Source organism: Pectobacterium versatile (assembly GCF_003932035.1).
In the GTDB taxonomy this organism is placed as follows: domain Bacteria; phylum Pseudomonadota; class Gammaproteobacteria; order Enterobacterales; family Enterobacteriaceae; genus Pectobacterium; species Pectobacterium versatile.
Genome location: NZ_CP034276.1, coordinates 1,184,040 through 1,201,432 on the forward strand (window position 1 = coordinate 1,184,040; position 17,393 = coordinate 1,201,432).

The 17,393-nt window shown below is 54.5% G+C and carries 14 protein-coding genes and 3 tRNA genes; 5 read left to right on the forward strand and 12 right to left on the reverse strand.

Annotated elements, in window-relative coordinates:
• Window positions 1-42 precede the first annotated feature (42 nt).
• From EIP93_RS05390 to EIP93_RS05400, 3 genes are all read right to left on the reverse strand, one after another.
• Window positions 43-119 (reverse strand) — tRNA-Met (locus EIP93_RS05390).
• A gap of 47 nt (window positions 120-166) precedes the next feature.
• Window positions 167-243 (reverse strand) — tRNA-Met (locus EIP93_RS05395).
• Between the two features lie 68 nt (window positions 244-311).
• Window positions 312-388 (reverse strand) — tRNA-Met (locus EIP93_RS05400).
• Between the two features lie 272 nt (window positions 389-660).
• Between EIP93_RS05400 and mltA the strand changes: the two genes are divergently transcribed.
• Window positions 661-1,791, forward strand: a complete 1,131-nt coding sequence (gene mltA / locus EIP93_RS05405; protein WP_107332441.1) for a murein transglycosylase A — start codon at window positions 661-663, stop codon at window positions 1,789-1,791.
• Between the two features lie 88 nt (window positions 1,792-1,879).
• Here the strand turns inward: mltA and EIP93_RS05410 are convergent, their stop codons facing one another.
• From EIP93_RS05410 to EIP93_RS05440, 7 genes are all read right to left on the reverse strand, one after another.
• Complete coding sequence (locus tag EIP93_RS05410) at window positions 1,880-2,797, reverse strand: 4-hydroxy-tetrahydrodipicolinate synthase family protein (RefSeq protein ID WP_103942602.1); 918 nt, start codon at window positions 2,795-2,797, stop codon at window positions 1,880-1,882.
• 43 nt (window positions 2,798-2,840) lie between these two features.
• The gene (locus tag EIP93_RS05415; RefSeq protein ID WP_039490365.1) at window positions 2,841-3,542 is read right to left on the reverse strand and encodes a TetR/AcrR family transcriptional regulator; all 702 of its coding nucleotides are present in this window, start codon (window positions 3,540-3,542) and stop codon (window positions 2,841-2,843) included.
• Between the two features lie 83 nt (window positions 3,543-3,625).
• Window positions 3,626-4,879 carry a M20 aminoacylase family protein gene (locus EIP93_RS05420; protein WP_125232403.1) on the reverse strand — a complete coding sequence of 418 codons (1,254 nt, stop codon included), beginning with the start codon at window positions 4,877-4,879 and terminating at the stop codon, window positions 3,626-3,628.
• Window positions 4,872-6,593 carry an ABC transporter ATP-binding protein gene (locus EIP93_RS05425; RefSeq protein ID WP_125232404.1) on the reverse strand — a complete coding sequence of 574 codons (1,722 nt, stop codon included), beginning with the start codon at window positions 6,591-6,593 and terminating at the stop codon, window positions 4,872-4,874. Before EIP93_RS05425 ends, EIP93_RS05420 begins: the two co-directional genes overlap by 8 nt.
• Window positions 6,590-7,525 (reverse strand): ABC transporter permease, encoded by a 936-nt coding sequence (locus EIP93_RS05430; protein ID WP_125232405.1) that lies wholly within the window; start codon window positions 7,523-7,525, stop codon window positions 6,590-6,592. The genes EIP93_RS05425 and EIP93_RS05430 overlap by 4 nt, the downstream gene beginning before the upstream one ends.
• A gap of 1 nt (window position 7,526) precedes the next feature.
• Window positions 7,527-8,513 (reverse strand): ABC transporter permease, encoded by a 987-nt coding sequence (locus tag EIP93_RS05435; RefSeq protein WP_040031173.1) that lies wholly within the window; start codon window positions 8,511-8,513, stop codon window positions 7,527-7,529.
• A 52-nt stretch (window positions 8,514-8,565) separates the two neighbouring features.
• On the reverse strand, window positions 8,566-10,152 hold the full coding sequence (locus EIP93_RS05440; protein ID WP_103861183.1) for an ABC transporter substrate-binding protein: 1,587 nt from the start codon (window positions 10,150-10,152) through the stop codon (window positions 8,566-8,568).
• A gap of 414 nt (window positions 10,153-10,566) precedes the next feature.
• Here EIP93_RS05440 and EIP93_RS05445 point away from each other — a divergent pair, with 414 nt between their 5' ends.
• Together EIP93_RS05445 and tcdA are read left to right on the forward strand one after the other, a co-directional pair.
• Window positions 10,567-12,825, forward strand: coding sequence for a molybdopterin-dependent oxidoreductase (locus EIP93_RS05445; RefSeq protein ID WP_125232406.1), 2,259 nt, complete (start codon window positions 10,567-10,569; stop codon window positions 12,823-12,825).
• A gap of 68 nt (window positions 12,826-12,893) precedes the next feature.
• On the forward strand, window positions 12,894-13,712 hold the full coding sequence (gene tcdA, locus EIP93_RS05450; protein ID WP_105879224.1) for a tRNA cyclic N6-threonylcarbamoyladenosine(37) synthase TcdA: 819 nt from the start codon (window positions 12,894-12,896) through the stop codon (window positions 13,710-13,712).
• Between the two features lie 15 nt (window positions 13,713-13,727).
• Here tcdA and csdE read toward each other — a convergent pair whose 3' ends face one another.
• Complete coding sequence (csdE, locus tag EIP93_RS05455; RefSeq protein ID WP_039310432.1) at window positions 13,728-14,183, reverse strand: cysteine desulfurase sulfur acceptor subunit CsdE; 456 nt, start codon at window positions 14,181-14,183, stop codon at window positions 13,728-13,730.
• A 3-nt stretch (window positions 14,184-14,186) separates the two neighbouring features.
• Window positions 14,187-15,392, reverse strand: coding sequence for a cysteine desulfurase CsdA (csdA, locus tag EIP93_RS05460; RefSeq protein ID WP_107332447.1), 1,206 nt, complete (start codon window positions 15,390-15,392; stop codon window positions 14,187-14,189).
• Between the two features lie 182 nt (window positions 15,393-15,574).
• Here csdA and EIP93_RS05465 point away from each other — a divergent pair, with 182 nt between their 5' ends.
• The gene (locus EIP93_RS05465) at window positions 15,575-15,796 is read left to right on the forward strand and encodes a YgdI/YgdR family lipoprotein (RefSeq protein ID WP_005975888.1); all 222 of its coding nucleotides are present in this window, start codon (window positions 15,575-15,577) and stop codon (window positions 15,794-15,796) included.
• Between the two features lie 662 nt (window positions 15,797-16,458).
• Complete coding sequence (locus EIP93_RS05470) at window positions 16,459-17,382, forward strand: transcriptional regulator GcvA (protein ID WP_039362098.1); 924 nt, start codon at window positions 16,459-16,461, stop codon at window positions 17,380-17,382.
• The last annotated feature ends 11 nt before the right edge of the window (window positions 17,383-17,393 follow it).

The following is a 17,393-nucleotide window of genomic DNA, read 5'->3' on the forward strand; positions in this document are numbered from 1 at the left end:
AAAAAAGCACCCGTTAAGGTGCTTTATCGTTTTAGTCTTAGTTGGTTGCGGGGGCCGGATTCGAACCGACGACCTTCGGGTTATGAGCCCGACGAGCTACCAGGCTGCTCCACCCCGCGTCCGTATGACTTATCTTTACTTCTCTTGATGGACGACTCACATCAATTGGTTGCGGGGGCCGGATTCGAACCGACGACCTTCGGGTTATGAGCCCGACGAGCTACCAGGCTGCTCCACCCCGCGTCCGTACTAACTTTACTATCAACTTTCTTTACTACTTTCACTTCTCTTGATGGACGACTCACATCAATTGGTTGCGGGGGCCGGATTTGAACCGACGACCTTCGGGTTATGAGCCCGACGAGCTACCAGGCTGCTCCACCCCGCGTCCGTGGATGCGCACTATACTCTCCATGAGTATTGATGCAACCTATTTCTATAAAAAGCACGGCATTGGGTTGTCAGGTGATTGATTTATCACCTGATAGGTTGTTTTGTGACCGTAATATGGCGATAAGCAGAATCTCCTGACTTTTGTTACGCCGCGTGCCGAACGGAATACGCGTGATCCGTGGATTTATATGCTGTCCCATTCCTTTCTCGATAGCCGTTTGTTATCGTTCGACGGTAAATTTTTTGATGTAAAAAGCGAGCGCAAAGATGAAGGGACGGTGGGGAAAATACGTGTTGACCGCAGTGGTCATTGCCATTCTGGCGGGGTGCCAATCCAGGCCAACCGATCGCGGGCAGCAATATAAAGATGGTCACCTCAACCAGCCTCTGGAATTGGTGAATGAACCTAATGCCAAAGGAAAACCAGTCAACGCACGGGATTTTATGACTCAGGTTTCTGAAATCCGGTCGGCGTCACCTAATCTGTATTCGCGCAATAATACGACCTTTCAGGCGATTGAAAACTGGATGATGTCAGGCGCGGATACCCGCGAGCTGAGCAAGTTTGGTCTGAACGCCTGGCAGATGGAAGGCGTCGATAACTTTGGTAACGTGCAGTTCACCGGTTATTACACGCCGGTATTGCAGGCGCGCCATACCCGTCAGGGTGAATTCCGCCATCCTTTATATGCCATGCCGTCAAAGGGCAAAAATAACCGTCGACTACCGGATCGTGCCGGCATTTATTCAGGTGCGCTAGATGAGCGACTGGTTCTCGCCTGGACCAATTCGCTGGTCGATAACTTCATGATGGAAGTGCAGGGCAGCGCCTATATTGATTTTGGCGATGGACGCCCGCTGACGTTCTTTGGTTACGCTGGCAAGAACGGCCATGCCTACCGCAGTATTGGTAAAGTGCTGATCGATCGTGGTGAAGTCGCGCGTGAAGATATGTCGATGCAGGCGATCCGCAAATGGGCGGATCAGCATTCTGAATATGAAGTGCGTGAACTGTTTGAGCAGAATCCTTCCTTTGTGTTCTTTAAGCCCATGATGTCTGCGCCCGTCAAAGGGGCTAGCGCTGTGCCGCTGGTGGCGAAAGCCTCCGTTGCTTCTGACCGTTCGCTGATCCCGGCAGGCACGGCTCTGTTAATGGAAGTGCCGCTGCTGGATAACGTAGGTAAATTCACTGGCAAGTATGAAATGCGCCTGATGATTGCGCTGGATGTCGGCGGGGCGATTAAAGGCCAGCACTTCGATATGTATCAGGGCATTGGGCCGGATGCGGGTCACTCGGCTGGCTTCTATAACCACTATGGCCGGGTCTGGGTTTTGAGGAACGCGCAAAGCAGCCCGACGAATGCTTCAGGATCGCTGTTCGTCAACAATCCACAGTAGTTATCTCTTTCGTTTGAAATCTCAGAAGTGGTGTAAAGATGAGCCACTTCTGAGATGAAACGCTTGCTCTCCACCCACCAGAACAGAATTAGCTGTTAAAGCCGTATTTTCTGCTCAGCCCTAATTCGTTCACGATACGAATACCTGAATCCAACGCTTCGCCCTGCAATCCTCGCAGCGGACGGCGCAGACTGCCTGCCGGTAAACCTACCGCTTTCATTAATGATTTCACCGCCACGGGATTGATTGCCGAGTAGGTGTAGTGCAGCAGCGGCAGCAAATGTTGATAGGCCTTACGGAAGCGTTCTGCATCCTCACCGTTTTTCCACGGACGAGAAATTTCAGCCAGTTCTGCTGGGGCAATATTGCCGGTCATGTTGGCCGTCCCATGCCCTCCCAGTGACATCGTTGGCACCACCAGACCCAGGTTGGGTGAGTCGCAGCACATCACCGACACATCGGGATTGCCTGCCAGAACTTGTGCCACCTGACCCACGCGGGTGGTGGATTCTTTATGAATAACGTAGTTCGGGTGTTGGAAAATACGCAGCAGCGATGTCCAGTGCAGGTCTGTTTTTACGCGCGGTGGGTTGTTATAAATCCCCAACGGCAAATCGGTCGCATCTGCAATTTCCAGAAAATAGCTTTCGATATCGCTCTCGCTGGCACAGATATAGGCGGGGGCGGCGATAATGGCACCGTCTGCGCCGTTGTCATGTGCATAGCGAACATAGTCAATAGTGGTATCGGTATTGTTACCAGTACAGCCGTAGAACAGCTTCATTTTGCTGGTGCTGTATTGCGCGGTTCGGCGGATGATCGCCTTTCTCTCATCTGGGGACAGCATGGAGACTTCCCCTGTTGAGCCCATAATCAAAACGGCCGCGGTGCCGTTGTCTTCCTGGAATTTTAATAACGCCTCAAATGCGCCGAAATCCACGCTGCCATCGTCATTAAAAGGCGTAATGAGGGCAACGAATGACCCTTCAATTTTTTCTCTGCTCATGTCTGTTTCCTGTCAATGTAAACGTGTTGCGAATAACTAAAAATCAGGACTGAAGTGATGTCTCAGTCAGTGGTTTGGCGGTAAAACCCGCCTCGACAAAACGTAATAGATGCGACAGCACGCGATCGTCATCGCGGTTGTCACACAGCCCTTTGGAAAGCAACGCCAGACGGCCAGAACGCGGATCGGCGTCGGTTAACACGTGCATGGCGGCACCACGGGCAAATTCATAGCGCCAGATAACCTCCGCGCGCGATAACGCCGGCAGCGCCTGAGAAAAGGCATCGATAAAACGGTGAGCGACGTGATCGAACTGGGCTGAAAGCAAGGCGGTTACCTCCAGACCCGGTGTCGCCCGCAAATGCTGTAACAGGCGAACGACAATACGTCCGCCGTCGGGTGTGCGAGCTGTTTTAACCAGCGGGCGCAATAGCGCATCCAACAAAGCGGCAACGGGCAGTTCATTACCCTGATTGGCCTTTTCCACCTCATCCAGCAGACGGGTTCTTTCGTCATTTAACGGGCCGAGAACGTTGTCCAACACGGCACGCAGTAATCCTTCTTTAGAGCCAAAGTAATAATTCACCGACGCCACATTCACGTTGGTGGCTTCCGTTATTTCGCGAATCGTCGTTAGCTCACTGCCTTTGCAGGCGAAGATAGTGATGGCTTCACGCAGGATGCGCTGTTTAATGTCTGCCTCTTTTTCTTTGCTTTGATCTTTGGTTTTCAATAACGCCACCATGATTCATCCTTTTGCTCACGCTTGCCGTCGGGGGCACCGACGTCATGCGTTGTGATAGTGAGGCCGTGGAAAATGCGCTGTCGCTAGGCCAGTTCTTGAAAACCCAACTCTTGATAAACCAATGTTGCCCAATAGCGGATGCCTAGTGAGATCAGCGCGTCATTAAAGTCGTAGTGCGGGGTATGCAGGTGATGCACGTTGGATGCCTTTTTGTCGCTGTTACCCAGCATCATGAATGCGCCGGGGCGCTGCTCCAGCATGTAGGCAAAATCTTCTGCGCCCAGCAGCGGCGTCATCGCGGTGTCAACCTGTTCGAGTCCGACCACCTGCGCGGCGGCATTAACGGCTAACTGCGTGGCGTGCGTATCGTTGACCAGCGCGGGATATTGCCGCTCATAGTGCACGTCGGCCGTTGCACCAAAGCCTTGTGCGGTGCTGTGTGCCAGTTCTCGCAGGCGCGTTTCCAGCAGGTGGCGAACGCTCGGCGAGTAGCTCCGCCCGGTTCCTTTAAGGATGATGCTGTCGGGGATAACGTTCGGGGCGTGGATATCGCCGCCCTGAATGTGACCGATGCTCAGCACCGCCGCGTCCATCGCAGGAACGTTACGGCTGACGATGGTTTGTAAGCCAAGCATAAATTGTGCGGCGGGTAGCGTCGGGTCGATAGAAAGGTGGACGCCTGAACCGCCGTGTCCGCCCGTGCCGTGAAATGTGACCTGCCAGGTATCGCTGGCTGCCAGCATTGGACCGCTGCGAATCGCGAATTTGCCCACTTCGATACCGGGTTTGTTATGCAGACCAAAGAGTCGGTTGCAGGGGAACGCGGTCAGCAGGCCGTCATTGAGCATGGCAAGCCCGCCGCCCAACCCTTCTTCCGCTGGCTGGAAAATAAAATGTACCGTGCCAGCAAAGTTGGGGTGCTGAGACAAATAGCGCGCGGCACCCAGCAGCATGGTGGTGTGTCCATCATGTCCGCAGGCATGCATTTTCCCGGCATGCACCGAAGCATAGGGCAGGTCCGTTTTCTCATTGATATACAGCGCATCCATATCTGCCCGCAGGCCGATGCTGTCTTCACCGGGATAACGACCACGTAGAGTGGCGACCATGCCCGTTCCACCGATGCCCGTCGTGACGGCAAGCCCCCACGCTGTCAGCTTTTCTGCTACCAGTTGCGCGGTGGCAAACTCTTCAAAGCCGATTTCTGGGTGTTGATGAATATGGTGACGAATCGCAATCAGCTCAGGTAAAAAATCCTGAATGGCCGATTCCATCGCCGTTTGGTCAATAGCGGTTGGTGTCGGTGTATTCATCATGTGTTCTCTGTTCTTATCCATGCGCCTGTCTGCTCATCGGCTGTGGAGACACAAGCACATCACGTTGCCCACCGCCGGGCACGGCATCGATCAGCTTGCGGGTGTACGGGTGTTGTGGCTGATGCCAGATGCTGTGGTGATCGCCACTTTCCACACAGCGTCCGTTTTGCATGACCATGACCCGATCGGCGATATAACGCACCACGGCGAGATCGTGTGAAATAAACAGCAGCGACAGGCCCATTTCGTTTTTTAACTCAACCAACAGATTGAGGATCTGCGCCTGAATAGAGACATCGAGTGCGGACACGGGTTCGTCGCAAATCACCAGTGAAGGGCGTACCTCCAGCGCACGGGCAATGCCGATACGCTGGCGCTGCCCGCCGGAAAATTCGTGGGGATAGCGGCTCAGACTGCTTTGCGGCAGGCCGACACGATCGATGATATTTTTGATTGCCTGCTGTCGCTGCGAACGATCGCCAAGACCATGTACGATCAGCGGCGTTTCAAGAATATGTTGAATGCTGTGGCGTGGGTTCAGCGAAGCGTACGGATCCTGAAAAATCATCTGCACCCGCTGACGTAACGCTTTCAGCCGTGATTCTTTTAGCGTGGTGATGTCTTGCCCATCGAACACGATCTGCCCGTGTGAAGGCGGTAGCAGACGCAGAATGGTTTTGGACAGGGTAGATTTACCACAGCCGGATTCGCCCACCAGACCGAGGGTTTCTCCGGGTAAAATAGTCAGTGACACATCGTCAACGGCCAGCACCTTGCCCTGTGCTGTTGAATAGCGGGTATGAATATTTTTCAGCGAGAGCAGCGGCGGCTGGTTTGTATCGGTGGCACGGTGAATCAAGGTGGGCGGTGTCAGCAGCGTAAAGCCTTCGTCCGTTGGCGCATGATGGATTTCCGCCAGCCGATGAGTACGGTAGTGCCTGTCCTGATCCATGTGTAGCGATGTCGCTAACAGCCCGCGCGTATAGCTGTGCTTGGGGGAGAAGCGGTGTGTGGATGACTGAAACAGGTCGGCCGCCTGTGCTTCTTCTACCTTTTGCCCGGCATACATCACCGCCACGCGGTCGGCCCATTGCGCCACCAGCCCAAGGTCGTGGGTAATCAGCAGTAAACTCATCGAGAATTCACGCCGCAGGTTATCCAGTAACGCCAGAATCTGTGCCTGAATGGTAACGTCCAGCGCCGTGGTCGGCTCATCGGCAATCAGCAGACGCGGTCGGCACGCCACCGCCATGGCGATCATGACGCGCTGACGCTGTCCGCCAGAAAGGTTATGTGGATAGTCATCCACCCGGCGGGCGGGTTCTGGGATCTTGACCAGATCAAGCAGTTCGATGGCGCGCGTCCGTGCCTGTGCAGGAGTCAGCGCCTCATGCAATCGCAGCGTTTCGCTAATCTGCTGCCCGATGGAAAGTACTGGGTTGAGCGAGGTCATCGGCTCCTGAAAAATCATCGACAGCGCATTGCCACGCAGTTGGCGCATCTGCCGATCCGGCAGGGTCAGCAGATCCTGTCCATCAAACAGAATACGACCGCTGATTTTTCTCGGTTCGGCGACCAGTCGCATCAGGGACAGCGCCGTCGCGGATTTACCGCAGCCGGATTCACCGACCAGCGCCAGCGTTTCTCCGGCGTTAATCGTTAGGTTTAGCCCTCGAACGGCCTGATGACCGGGAAAATCGACGTGTAAATCTTGAATATCGAGCAGCGGCTTCATGCGCTTCTCCCCCGCAACCGTGGGTTCAGCGCATCGTTCAACGCGTCGCCAACCAGATTCAATGACAGCACGGTTAAGACCAGTGCAGTACCGGGCAGGGCGGTAAGAAACCAGGCGGTACGCAGCGACTCCCGGCCTGCGCCGATCATGCTGCCCCAGCTTACGCGGTTCGGATCGCCAAAGCCTAAGAAGGAGAGGGCAGATTCAATCAAAATAGCCGAGGCAACCATGACGGATGTGGTGACGATGATCGACGGCAGCGCGTTCGGCAGCATTTCCTGAAAGATGATACGCAGACTGGAAAATCCCTGACTGCGTGCGGCTAACACAAAATCGCTTTCACGCAGGGAGCGAAACTCGGCCCGTACCAGACGGGCAATCGTTGGCCACGAGGCAATCCCGATAGCCAGTGAAATCAGCGTAACCGAAGGCGAACCGATGGCGACCAGCACCACGACCAGCAAAAAGGTTGGGAAGGTCTGGAACAGTTCGGTGATATGAACCAGCAGGTCATCAACCCGACCGCCAAAATAGCCCGCCAGTGCACCGACGACGGTGCCAATTAACAGGCTGACGATGACTGCCGAGAAGCCGATCTGCAAGGAAACCTGTGAACCGTGGACGATGCCGGCGGCGACATCACGGCCCATCGAATCGGTTCCTAAGGGGAAATCAGGGTTTTCGCCCGGCCACAAGAAAGGCTGAGCGACCATATCCAGCGGATCGCCGGGATACAGTAACGGCGCGAAGGCGGCCATCAGAAATACCGTAATGAGCAACAGCAGGCCGGCCATCCCCGCGGGATTGCGGATAAATGCACGCACCTCCGGCGACAGGCGGAAAGGCGTTTTTAACGGGCGAGCTGCCGCTGAGCTAACGCCATCCGCTGTGGCTTTCTTCGGTGTGAGATTTTCAGGAGAAAGATGATTCATATCAGCGTGCCTTAATTCGGGGATCGAGCCAGGATTGCAGTAAGTCCACCAGCACGTTAGCCAAAATGACTAAGAAGGCAGAAAGCAGCAGGACGCCCAACAAGACGTTGAAGTCGCGTGCCATCACCGCTTCCAGCGCCAGACGGCCCAGCCCCGGCCAGCTAAAGACCGTCTCGACCACGGCTGCTCCACCCAGCAGATTGCCGAAGTGCATCCCCGCCACGGTAGTGATAGGCAGCAGCGCGCAGCGCAGAATGTGTCTGACGGTGACCCACAGCGGCGACAGCCCTTTGGCATGTGCCGTACGCACGAAATCCTGCTGGGCGATCTCCAACATGGCCGCGCGGGTCAGACGGGCATAAATGGCAATAAAAAAGCTGCTCAGCGCCACTACCGGAAGGATGGCATGCTGCAACATATCCTTGAAATACGCCCAACCGGTCAGGCTCGCGCCGATGGTGATATTGCCGCCGCTTGGCAGCCAATCAAGATGTACGGAAAACAGAATCAGCGTCATCAGGCCGATCCAGAATCCCGGCGTGGAGTAGAGCAGCAGCGCGATGAGGGAGAGCAAGCGGTCGGGCCATTTGCCTGCCCACACCGCCATGATCGTTCCCAGCGTTATACCGATGACGATGGCAAAGACCTGCGACAGCAGCATCAGGAATAGGGTGCCCGGCAACCGTGACAGGATCAGGTCCATCACCGGTGCGTTGTAGCGAGGCGAAAAGCCGAGGCTGAACTGCGCTAAATTACCTAAATAAACAGAGAGCTGTTGCAGTATGGGTTGATCGAGACCGAATTGAGCGCGCAGGTGTGCCATCGTCGCTTCGGTTGCATTGCCTGACTCGCCGGCCAGCACATCAACGGCGTCTCCCGGCACCAGCTGCAACAGGAAAAACACCAGAATGACAATGCCAATCGCCGTTGGCAGCGCATGAAGCAGGGTTCGCCACAGTACGCGCCCGATTCGTTCTACTTTATTCATCACATACCTTCATGGGATTCCCCTGCCAGCGCAGGGGAATGCTGTATTACGATTACTGATCCAGCCACACGTCGGCCAGGCTGCCGTTGACGCCCTGAATATCCGTGACGACGTTGTGCACGCGCTTGTTGTAAATCGTCTGGCGCTTAATTTGGAGCAGGTTCAAATCGGGAATATCCGTGGCGATGATGCGTTGGAACTGCTTGTACAACTCCACGCGTTTTTCAGGATTGGTTTCCACCGAGGCTTGCTCAAGCAGACGGTCTACTTCCGGGTTGCTGTAATGTGAGCCGTTGCCGAAAGGCACGCCCGGTTGATACGTTTTTGACCAGTACAGGCGCTGTACGCCTACGGCGGGATCGAACAGGTTCGAGATGGAGCCGTTGTTGAAGTCAAAGTCGCGGTCGGTATAAACGCGCTTAACGAAGGTGGCGAAATCCTGCGAGCGAATGGTGACGTCGATGCCGACTTTGGCGAGTGACGATTTGAGGTATTCCGCTACGCGTTTGAAGCTATCGCCATAGGGCATGAAGTCATGTACCAGCTTGAAGCGGATACCGTTTGCCTGACGCGGGAAGCCCGCTTCATCCAGCAACTGGTTCGCTTTGGCAATATCGAAGCCATAAGGAGAGGGCGTCGCATCATGGAACTGCGCCAGCTCCGGCGTAATGGGTGTCGGTGAACTTACCGCATAGCCGTACCACACCACGTTTTTCAACACATCAATATTGATGCTGTGCGCAATGGCCTGGCGAACTTTCAGGTTCTTCAGGTAAGGGTTATCCAGATTGAACTCGATGCGAGTTTGCGTTGGGCTATAGCCGTAGCCGTTGGTTTCAATGCCCAGCTTGGGGTTTTTCTTGATGCGTTCAATTTCACTCAGCGGAACGGGAGAGTCGCTTCCCAGATCCAGCGCGCCGGTTTCAAGTGCAATCGTGCGAGTGGCGGCATCGGGAATGATTTTCACCACCAGTTTATCAACGTAAGGCTTGGGGCTATCCCAGTAGTTCGGGTTACGTTCATACAGGATATGGCTGCCACGAACCCATTCTTTGAAGACGAACGGACCGGTACCAATCGGTGCGGTATTGTGAGGATTCGACAGAATGTTGGTGCCTTCATATAAGTGTTTCGGCACGATAGGCGCTTCGTTGGCAGAGAACGCGCTCAGCAGATAAGGTGCGGGTTTTGACAGTTCAAGAATCGCGGTATACGGATCGGGGGTTTTCACTTCGGTGACGTTGGCAAACGTGCCCTGACCGCGTGAATTGTATTTTTTGACGGTCAGAATAGAAAACGCGACGTCCGCAGAGGTGAAGTCTTGCCCATCATGCCATTTCACGCCTTTACGCAAATGGAACGTATATTGTTTGCCGTCCGGGCTAACTGACCAACTGGTCGCCAGCTGCGGGGTCGGTTTCATATCGAAATCATAATTCAACAGGCCTTCAATGACCTTGGCGTTGACCTTCATCACCGCGCCGCTGGTGCTAACCAGGCTGGTTAACACGGGCGGTTCAGGCTCGGCCAAAAAATTCAGCGTGCCGCCGCGCTTGGGCGTCAGGGTTTCCGCCTGTGCGGCAAGGCCGAATAGCGAAGACGTCAGAATCAACGCTGATAAGAATAGATTTTTTTTCATATTTCCCATCCGTATGCAGAGGGCCGCGTTGTGCGCTCCGCCTTTATTTTTTTAATGGCGTGTTTTGAGTGATGTGTTTTGGGTGACAAAAAACCGTTCTCTTCAGGAGGAAGAGAAATAAGGCTGAATTAAGTCAACATCGGGGCAGTAATGAAATAGCGTCATTACCGTTGCTGTGTGGCGTAATGGGTTTCATGCTGCGTTCCTGGTTTGAATAACGAAAAAATAATAAAACGGCCTGAACCTGCTCTTTATTTTCTGGTTAAACCCTAGCCTAACGCGTGTTTTAAACGAACGTTTTAATATGGATAAGTAATGTCATATTACGCATAAGCTATTCACTCTTCTTGCTGTTGGGGGCGTGGATAATTCAGGTTATTATCCACCCTGCTAATTACTTATCCTGAGGTTGTCATGGCGATTAAACGTTATCCACATCTTGCGCACTGGGGCGCGTTTACCGCTGTGGTTGAAGACGGCAGACTGATTCGATGCGAGCCGTTTGCTGACGATCCAGCACCGTCCGCCATGCTCGATTCCATCGTACCGCTGGTGTATTCCGACCGGCGTATCCGTCGGCCTTCGGTGCGTCGTTCCTGGCTTCAGAAACGCGAAAACAGCGACAGAACGCTGCGCGGCCGGGAGGACTTTGTTGAGGTGGATTGGGACGTCGCACTCGATCTGGTTGCGCAGGAAAATCGCCGTATTCGCGATCGCTACGGTGCGGACGGCATGTTTGCGGGGTCCTACGGTTGGTCATCTGCCGGGCGCTATCACCATGCGCGTTCTCAGGTTCGACGCTTCTATTTTTCCGGCGGTGGCGCGGTCGATCAGCAGGGCAATTACAGCTGGGGCGCGGCGCAGTTCTTCCTGCCGTACGTGATCGGCACCTTCCACCCGCTGACGGGCAAAGTAACCGAATGGCGCAGCGTCGCCGAGCACTGTGATATTTTCCTCGCGTTTGGCGGTCTGGCGCTGAAAAACGCCCAGGTGGCCTCCGGCGGTGCCGGGCACCATACGCTTAAGCCTGCGCTGGAAGCGCTGGTGGCGAAAGGCATTCCTGTCATTAACATCAGCCCGATGCGCGATGATTGTCCTGAATTTGTGAATGCCGAGTGGATTCCAATCCGCCCGAATACTGATGTCGCCCTGATGCTGGCACTGGGGTATGAGATTCAACGTTTGGGCGCTGACGATAAAGATTTCCTGCAACGCTACTGCGTTGGCTACGAGCAATTGAGTGACTATTTGCACGGTCGCGGCGACGGCGTGGTGAAAACCCCCGAATGGGCCAGCGACATCACGGGTATTCCTGCCGAGCGCATCCGACGTCTGGCGCAGCAGTTGATTGGTGTACGCAGCTTTATTACCTGCTCTTACTCCGTGCAGCGCGCACACCGTGGCGAACAGCCTTACTGGATGATGATTGCGCTGTCTTCCATGCTGGGACAAGTGGGGTTACCGGGTGGTGGATTCTCCTTCGGCCACGGTTCGATGAACAGCGTCGGCAATGAGCGTATTTCAACGCCTGCGCCCGCGTCTCCGTCAACCCCGAACGCGGGGCAGGCGATCCCTGTGGCGCGTATTGCCGATATGCTACTGCATCCGGGAACGCCTTATACCTTTCAGGGCGAAACCCATACTTATCCCGATATTCATCTGATTCACTGGGCGGGCGGTAATCCGTTCCATCATCACCAGCAGTTGAACCGTCTGGTGGACGGCTGGCGTAAGCCGGATACGGTGATTGTGCAGGATATCGTCTGGACGCCTGCGGCACAGATGGCCGACATCGTGCTGCCCGTCACTACCACGCTGGAGCGTAATGACATCGGCGGATCGTCTCGCGATCGCTTTATTTTTGCCATGCATCAGGCGATTGCGCCGCAGCATCAGGCGCGTAATGACGTGGATATTTTCAGCGAATTGGCGGAACGTCTGGGCTATGGCGACGCATTCACGCAAAACCGCAGCGAGCAGCAATGGCTGGAACACCTGTATGACGAATGTCGAGCAAGGCAGCGGGATGCCGCTGACCGCTGGCCGTCATTTGAGGAATTCTGGCAGCAGGGACATGTAGAAATCCCTATGGATGAAAAGCCGTTTGTGTTCTTTGAGGATTTCCGCCGCGATCCGCAGCAGCATGTGCTGAGTACGCCAAGCGGTAAAATTGAACTGTTCAGCTCGGCCATCGCCAGCTATGGCTATGCCGATTTTGCGCCGCATCCTGAGTGGCAGCCTCCCGTTGAATGGCTGGGAGCCAAAAGCTCGGAAGAATGGCCGCTGCACTTTATTTCCATTCAGCCATCTGACCGGTTGCACAGTCAGTTGGCTGCTACGCCGCAGGTTGCTGCGAATAAAACCGCAGGAAAAGAGACGCTGTACATGCACCCGCAGGATGCCGCCAAACGGGATATCGTCGACCGTTCGCAGGTGGAAGTCAGAAACGCGCGTGGCCGTATTCTGGCGGGCGTACAGATTACCGACGGCGTCACGCCGGGCGTGGTGATTATGTCCACCGGTGCCTGGTTTGAACCCGGCTTCGGCCAGAAAACGTGGCATCCGGTTGAACAATCAGGAAATGCAAATGTACTGACGCTGGATATCGGCACCTCGCCGCTGACGCAGGGGCCGAATGCTATGAGCTGTCTGGTAGATGTCGTGCGGGTTTAGCGCTATCCTGAGCCGCTTTTTCTCGCTGTTTTATTTTCCTGTGATTTTGTTTTCGTAAGGTTGGTTGAATGAGTACGCAATTATCCGAAGCCTATTTGCAACGCTTCGGCGGCACCGCGCGGTTATATGGTCAACAGGCGCTGGCGCTGTTTTCTCAGGCCCACGTTTGCGTGATTGGCATTGGTGGCGTCGGCTCCTGGGCGGCTGAGGCGCTGGCTCGTACCGGCATCGGCGCGATCACACTGATCGATATGGATGATGTGTGTGTCAGTAACACCAATCGGCAGATCCACGCGCTGCGTCAGCATACTGGGCAGTCGAAGACGGAAGTGATGGCTGAACGTATTCTGGCGATCAACCCAGAATGTCACGTCACCTGCGTGGATGATTTCATCAGCGCGGAAAACGTGGCCGAGCTGCTCGACCAGAATTTCAGCTATGTGATTGATGCCATCGACAGCGTGCGCCCGAAGGCGGCGCTGCTCTCCTACTGTCGCCGCTATAAGATCCCTGTAGTGACAACTGGCGGTGCGGGTGGACAGATCGATCCGACCCGCATTGAGGTGGTCGATCTGGCGAAAACCATTCAGGATCCGCTGGCCGCCAAGCTGCGTGAACGGCTCAAGAACGATTTTAACGTGGTGAAGAACAGCAAAGGGAAACTGGGGATCGACTGCGTATTTTCCAGCGAACCGCTGGTTTATCCGCAGCCTGACGGCTCCGTCTGTGCGTCTCGCAGCACGGCCGATGGGGTGATGCGGATGGATTGTGCGTCAGGCTTTGGCGCCGCGACAATGGTTACCGCAACCTTTGGGTTTGTTGCGGTATCTCATGCGCTGAAGAAGATGATAGCGAAAAGGGAAAGGGCGTCTGCGTTGCAGAAATAAATAACCTGAGTGGTTCTATTTTAGTGAAGCCTCTTGTTCGGCAATTTCCTTGATTCTGGCGGCCAGCGCCGCCAGCCCGCTTGAACGTGAAGCGCTGAGTTGAGCGCGTAGCCCAAGACTATCGAATAGCGCCAGCGGATCGTGCTGCAATAGCGCTTCTGGCGTTTTTCCCTCAACGGCGGTTAACAATACCGCCAGTAATCCCCGCACAATGCGCCCGTCGCTGTCGCCGTAAAAATGCAGCCTGCCGTCTTCCTGACGTTGATAACCCAGCCAGACGCGATTTTCACAGCCGGATAATGAAATTTCCTCGGTTTTCAGCACCTCGGGCAGCGTTGGCAGCGCTTTTGCCAGCAAAATGAGCTGCCGATAGCGATCTTCCCACGCGCGGCAGGCATCGAATCGCGCCAGCAGGTCAGCGACGGTGGTGTGGTGGCCAAAAGGGTGCGTGGTGTCAGTTGTCTGGGTCATGGTTTAGTCGATCAATAATTCAAGGGCGCTGCCCACTGCGGCGATCAGTGCAGCAACATCCTGTTGGTTGTTATAGGGGGCAAACGAGGCGCGGAGCGTGCCGCTGACGCCGAGCGCGTCCATTAATGGCTGCGCACAGTGATGCCCAGCACGCAGTGCGATGCCGCTTTCAGCTAACAGCGTAACCAGATCGCTGTGGTGTACATCGGCAATATCAAAGGACAGCACGCTGGATTGCGGGCTGCGGAAGCTGCGGAAGCCGGGGAACTGCGCCAGATGCGTTTCGGCAAGCTGCGCTAACTGCTGGCTGTGCTGCTCTGCGGCGTGCCAATCCAGCGTGGTCAGCCAGTCTAGTGCCGCAGACAGGCCAAGCACGCCAGCAATGTGGGGGGTTCCCGCTTCAAAACGCTGTGGAATCGCCTGCGGTGTGAAGCCGTCAAAAGAAACCTGTGTCATCATCTTCCCGCCGCCTTGCCACGGCATCATGCTTTCCAGTAAGGCGGTTTTGCCGTACAGCACGCCGATCCCAGTCGGAGCATAAAGCTTGTGTCCGGAAAACGCGTAGAAATCGATATCCAGCGCCTGTACATCGGGCGGGCAGTGAACGATGCCCTGCGCGCCGTCAACCATTACTACCGCACCATAGCGGTGAGCCAGTGTAATCGCCCGCGCCAGATCGGGCTGGCCGCCTGTCACGTTTGACATCTGTCCCAGCGCCAGCAGGCGGGTTTTTGGCGTGATCAACGTGGCTAACTGTTCGATATCCGCTAACAAGTCCGCGCCTATCGGCAACTTCACGATCTTAGCGCCAGTTTGCTGCGCCACCATCAGCCACGGAATAAGGTTCGCGTGATGCTCCGCTTCGCTAACGACGATCTCATCGCCCGGTTGAAGGCGAGGGCGTGCATAGCTCTGCGCGACCAGATTGATCGCTTCCGTCGTGCCTCTGGTCCAGACAATGGAACGCGGATCGTCGGCGTGGAGCAAAGCGGCGACTTGCTCACGAGCGCCTTCAAAACGCTGGGTTAACACCTGCGCGCCGCGATGCTGGCTGCGATGCACCGTACCACTCTCGCTGCCATAGAACGCCTGCACCGCATCAATGACGGACTGCGGTTTCAGCGCAGTCGCGGCGCTATCAAGATAGACAGTCGAATGCTGGAGAGCGGGGAACTGTTGGCGAAAGGTGGCAGGGTTAAACGGTGTCATGAGCATCCTCTTTTGGAGGCAGATCCTGTCCCATTTTGTCGAGAGAGACAAGTTTAGGACTATGCCTAATGCGATTTTATGGAAAAAAAATCAACTATTGCTACGCTTTAAAGTGTTAATTTTCAGGATTTCCTGATGAATAAGGTTAACTAGAAGACATTTAAATTCATTGAGGGTTAACTATGAAGAATAAAATTTCTATTTTTGCCGCTATCGTGATGGCGTTTTCTCTGGCAGCCTGTTCCAGTAATTACGTCATGCATACCAATGACGGTCGTACCATCGTCGCAGAGGGGAAACCGAAGGTGGATGATGAGACGGGTATGATCAGCTATACCGATGCCTACGGTCAGCAGCAGCAAATTAACCGTGATAATGTGAAAGAAATGGCGAAAGGGAAATAGTGCCGTTTGCTCATACCCTAAATAATTCGAGTTTCAGGCAGGCGGCAAGAGAAGGAATCCCGATGAGCTTACTCAGGTAAGTGATTCGGGTGAGTGAACGCAGCCAACGCACATGCAACTTGAAGTATGACGGGTATATCATCACACGTTGCCTGTTAAGTTATGCCAGATGCTAGATAAGCGTGTTATGGCATTCAGGTGTGAAACGTAAGCAAAAAAAAGCACCGCAATTTGCGGTGCTACACAAAAAATCACTTTGGACAGACAGGGTAAATGTACAGGAAGTGAATAGGGTAGACTCGCTACCACATCTGCAAAAGGCAGACAAACAAATAGCAAACACAACATCACAACCACAAGCCAAAAGCACCTCAGGTCACCCCTCCGCACTTTTCGTTCCGGCCCAGGAAGTTGCGCTAATATAGGTATTTGCTGGTACATCCTCAACGGACAAATTATAATGTCTCGGATTACAAAAACTAATATATGTACCCGTCATCTTTTCGTTGTAGAGAGGTTGGCCGCTGTCGATGGCTTTGAACGCGCAGACAGCGGACCGACTGGGGCGATTTCCCATTGTCGTCTTTCTGCACCTTAAGCGTTATTGGGTACGAATGTGCCTGATAAATCGCTGATTTAGCGTAAACCAAAAGATTTCATTCATGTCAAAACGTCTCCCTCCGCTCAACGCACTGCGCGTTTTTGATGCGGCGGCTCGCCATTTAAGTTTTACCAAAGCAGCAGAAGAACTGTTTGTCACGCAGGCTGCCGTCAGCCACCAGATTAAGTCACTGGAAGATTTCCTGGGGCTTAAATTATTCCGCCGTCGTAATCGCTCTCTGCTACTGACGGAAGAGGGGCAAAGTTACTATCTTGATATCAAAGAGATCTTCTCCTCTTTGAATGATGCAACCCGTAAGCTGCAATCCCGCAGCGCCAAAGGCGCGTTAACGGTCAGCCTGTTGCCCAGCTTTGCTATTCATTGGCTGGTGCCGCGTCTTTCAAGTTTTAACTCTGACTATCCAGGGATTGATGTTCGTATTCAGGCCGTGGATCGCGATGAAGATCGTCTGGCGGATGATGTGGATGTCGCGATTTTCTATGGTCGGGGCAACTGGCCGGGGTTACGAGTAGAAAAGCTGTACGCCGAGTATCTTTTGCCCGTTTGTTCACCGGTATTGCTGACGGGGAATCACCCGTTAAAAACGCCGGATGATTTGGTGGCACATACGCTGCTGCACGATGCGTCGCGTCGTGACTGGCTGTCCTATACGCGTCAGCTTGGCGTGCAGATTAACGTGCAGCAAGGGCCGATTTTCAGCCACAGCGCGATGGTGTTGCAGGCGGCGATCCACGGGCAGGGCGTAGCGCTGGCGAATAATGTGATGGCACAGACGGAAATCGAAGCTGGGCGACTGGTGTGTCCGTTTAACGATGTGCTGGTCAGCCGGAATGCTTTTTATCTGGTATGTCATGACAGTCAGGCAGAACTGGGTAAAATAGCCGCCTTTCGCCATTGGATTCTGGCGCGGGCAGCCAGCGAACAGGAAAAATTTCGCTTCCGCTATGACAACGGCACGCGCTGAAGCCGTGTCGC

What these genes read in the sequence shown, in the direction of transcription:
- mltA (WP_107332441.1), top strand. Translation starts at nt 661, where the DNA reads ATGAAGGGACGGTGGGGAAAATACGTGTTGACCGCAGTGGTCATTGCC.
- EIP93_RS05425 (WP_125232404.1), bottom strand. Translation starts at nt 6,593, where the DNA reads ATGAAGCCGCTGCTCGATATTCAAGATTTACACGTCGATTTTCCCGGT.
- EIP93_RS05440 (WP_103861183.1), bottom strand. Translation starts at nt 10,152, where the DNA reads ATGAAAAAAAATCTATTCTTATCAGCGTTGATTCTGACGTCTTCGCTA.
- EIP93_RS05465 (WP_005975888.1), top strand. Translation starts at nt 15,575, where the DNA reads ATGAAGAATAAAATTTCTATTTTTGCCGCTATCGTGATGGCGTTTTCT.
- EIP93_RS05410 (WP_103942602.1), bottom strand. Translation starts at nt 2,797, where the DNA reads ATGAGCAGAGAAAAAATTGAAGGGTCATTCGTTGCCCTCATTACGCCT.
- csdA (WP_107332447.1), bottom strand. Translation starts at nt 15,392, where the DNA reads ATGACACCGTTTAACCCTGCCACCTTTCGCCAACAGTTCCCCGCTCTC.
- tcdA (WP_105879224.1), top strand. Translation starts at nt 12,894, where the DNA reads ATGAGTACGCAATTATCCGAAGCCTATTTGCAACGCTTCGGCGGCACC.
- EIP93_RS05470 (WP_039362098.1), top strand. Translation starts at nt 16,459, where the DNA reads ATGTCAAAACGTCTCCCTCCGCTCAACGCACTGCGCGTTTTTGATGCG.
- EIP93_RS05420 (WP_125232403.1), bottom strand. Translation starts at nt 4,879, where the DNA reads ATGGATAAGAACAGAGAACACATGATGAATACACCGACACCAACCGCT.
- csdE (WP_039310432.1), bottom strand. Translation starts at nt 14,183, where the DNA reads ATGACCCAGACAACTGACACCACGCACCCTTTTGGCCACCACACCACC.
- EIP93_RS05445 (WP_125232406.1), top strand. Translation starts at nt 10,567, where the DNA reads ATGGCGATTAAACGTTATCCACATCTTGCGCACTGGGGCGCGTTTACC.
- EIP93_RS05435 (WP_040031173.1), bottom strand. Translation starts at nt 8,513, where the DNA reads ATGAATAAAGTAGAACGAATCGGGCGCGTACTGTGGCGAACCCTGCTT.
- EIP93_RS05430 (WP_125232405.1), bottom strand. Translation starts at nt 7,525, where the DNA reads ATGAATCATCTTTCTCCTGAAAATCTCACACCGAAGAAAGCCACAGCG.
- EIP93_RS05415 (WP_039490365.1), bottom strand. Translation starts at nt 3,542, where the DNA reads ATGGTGGCGTTATTGAAAACCAAAGATCAAAGCAAAGAAAAAGAGGCA.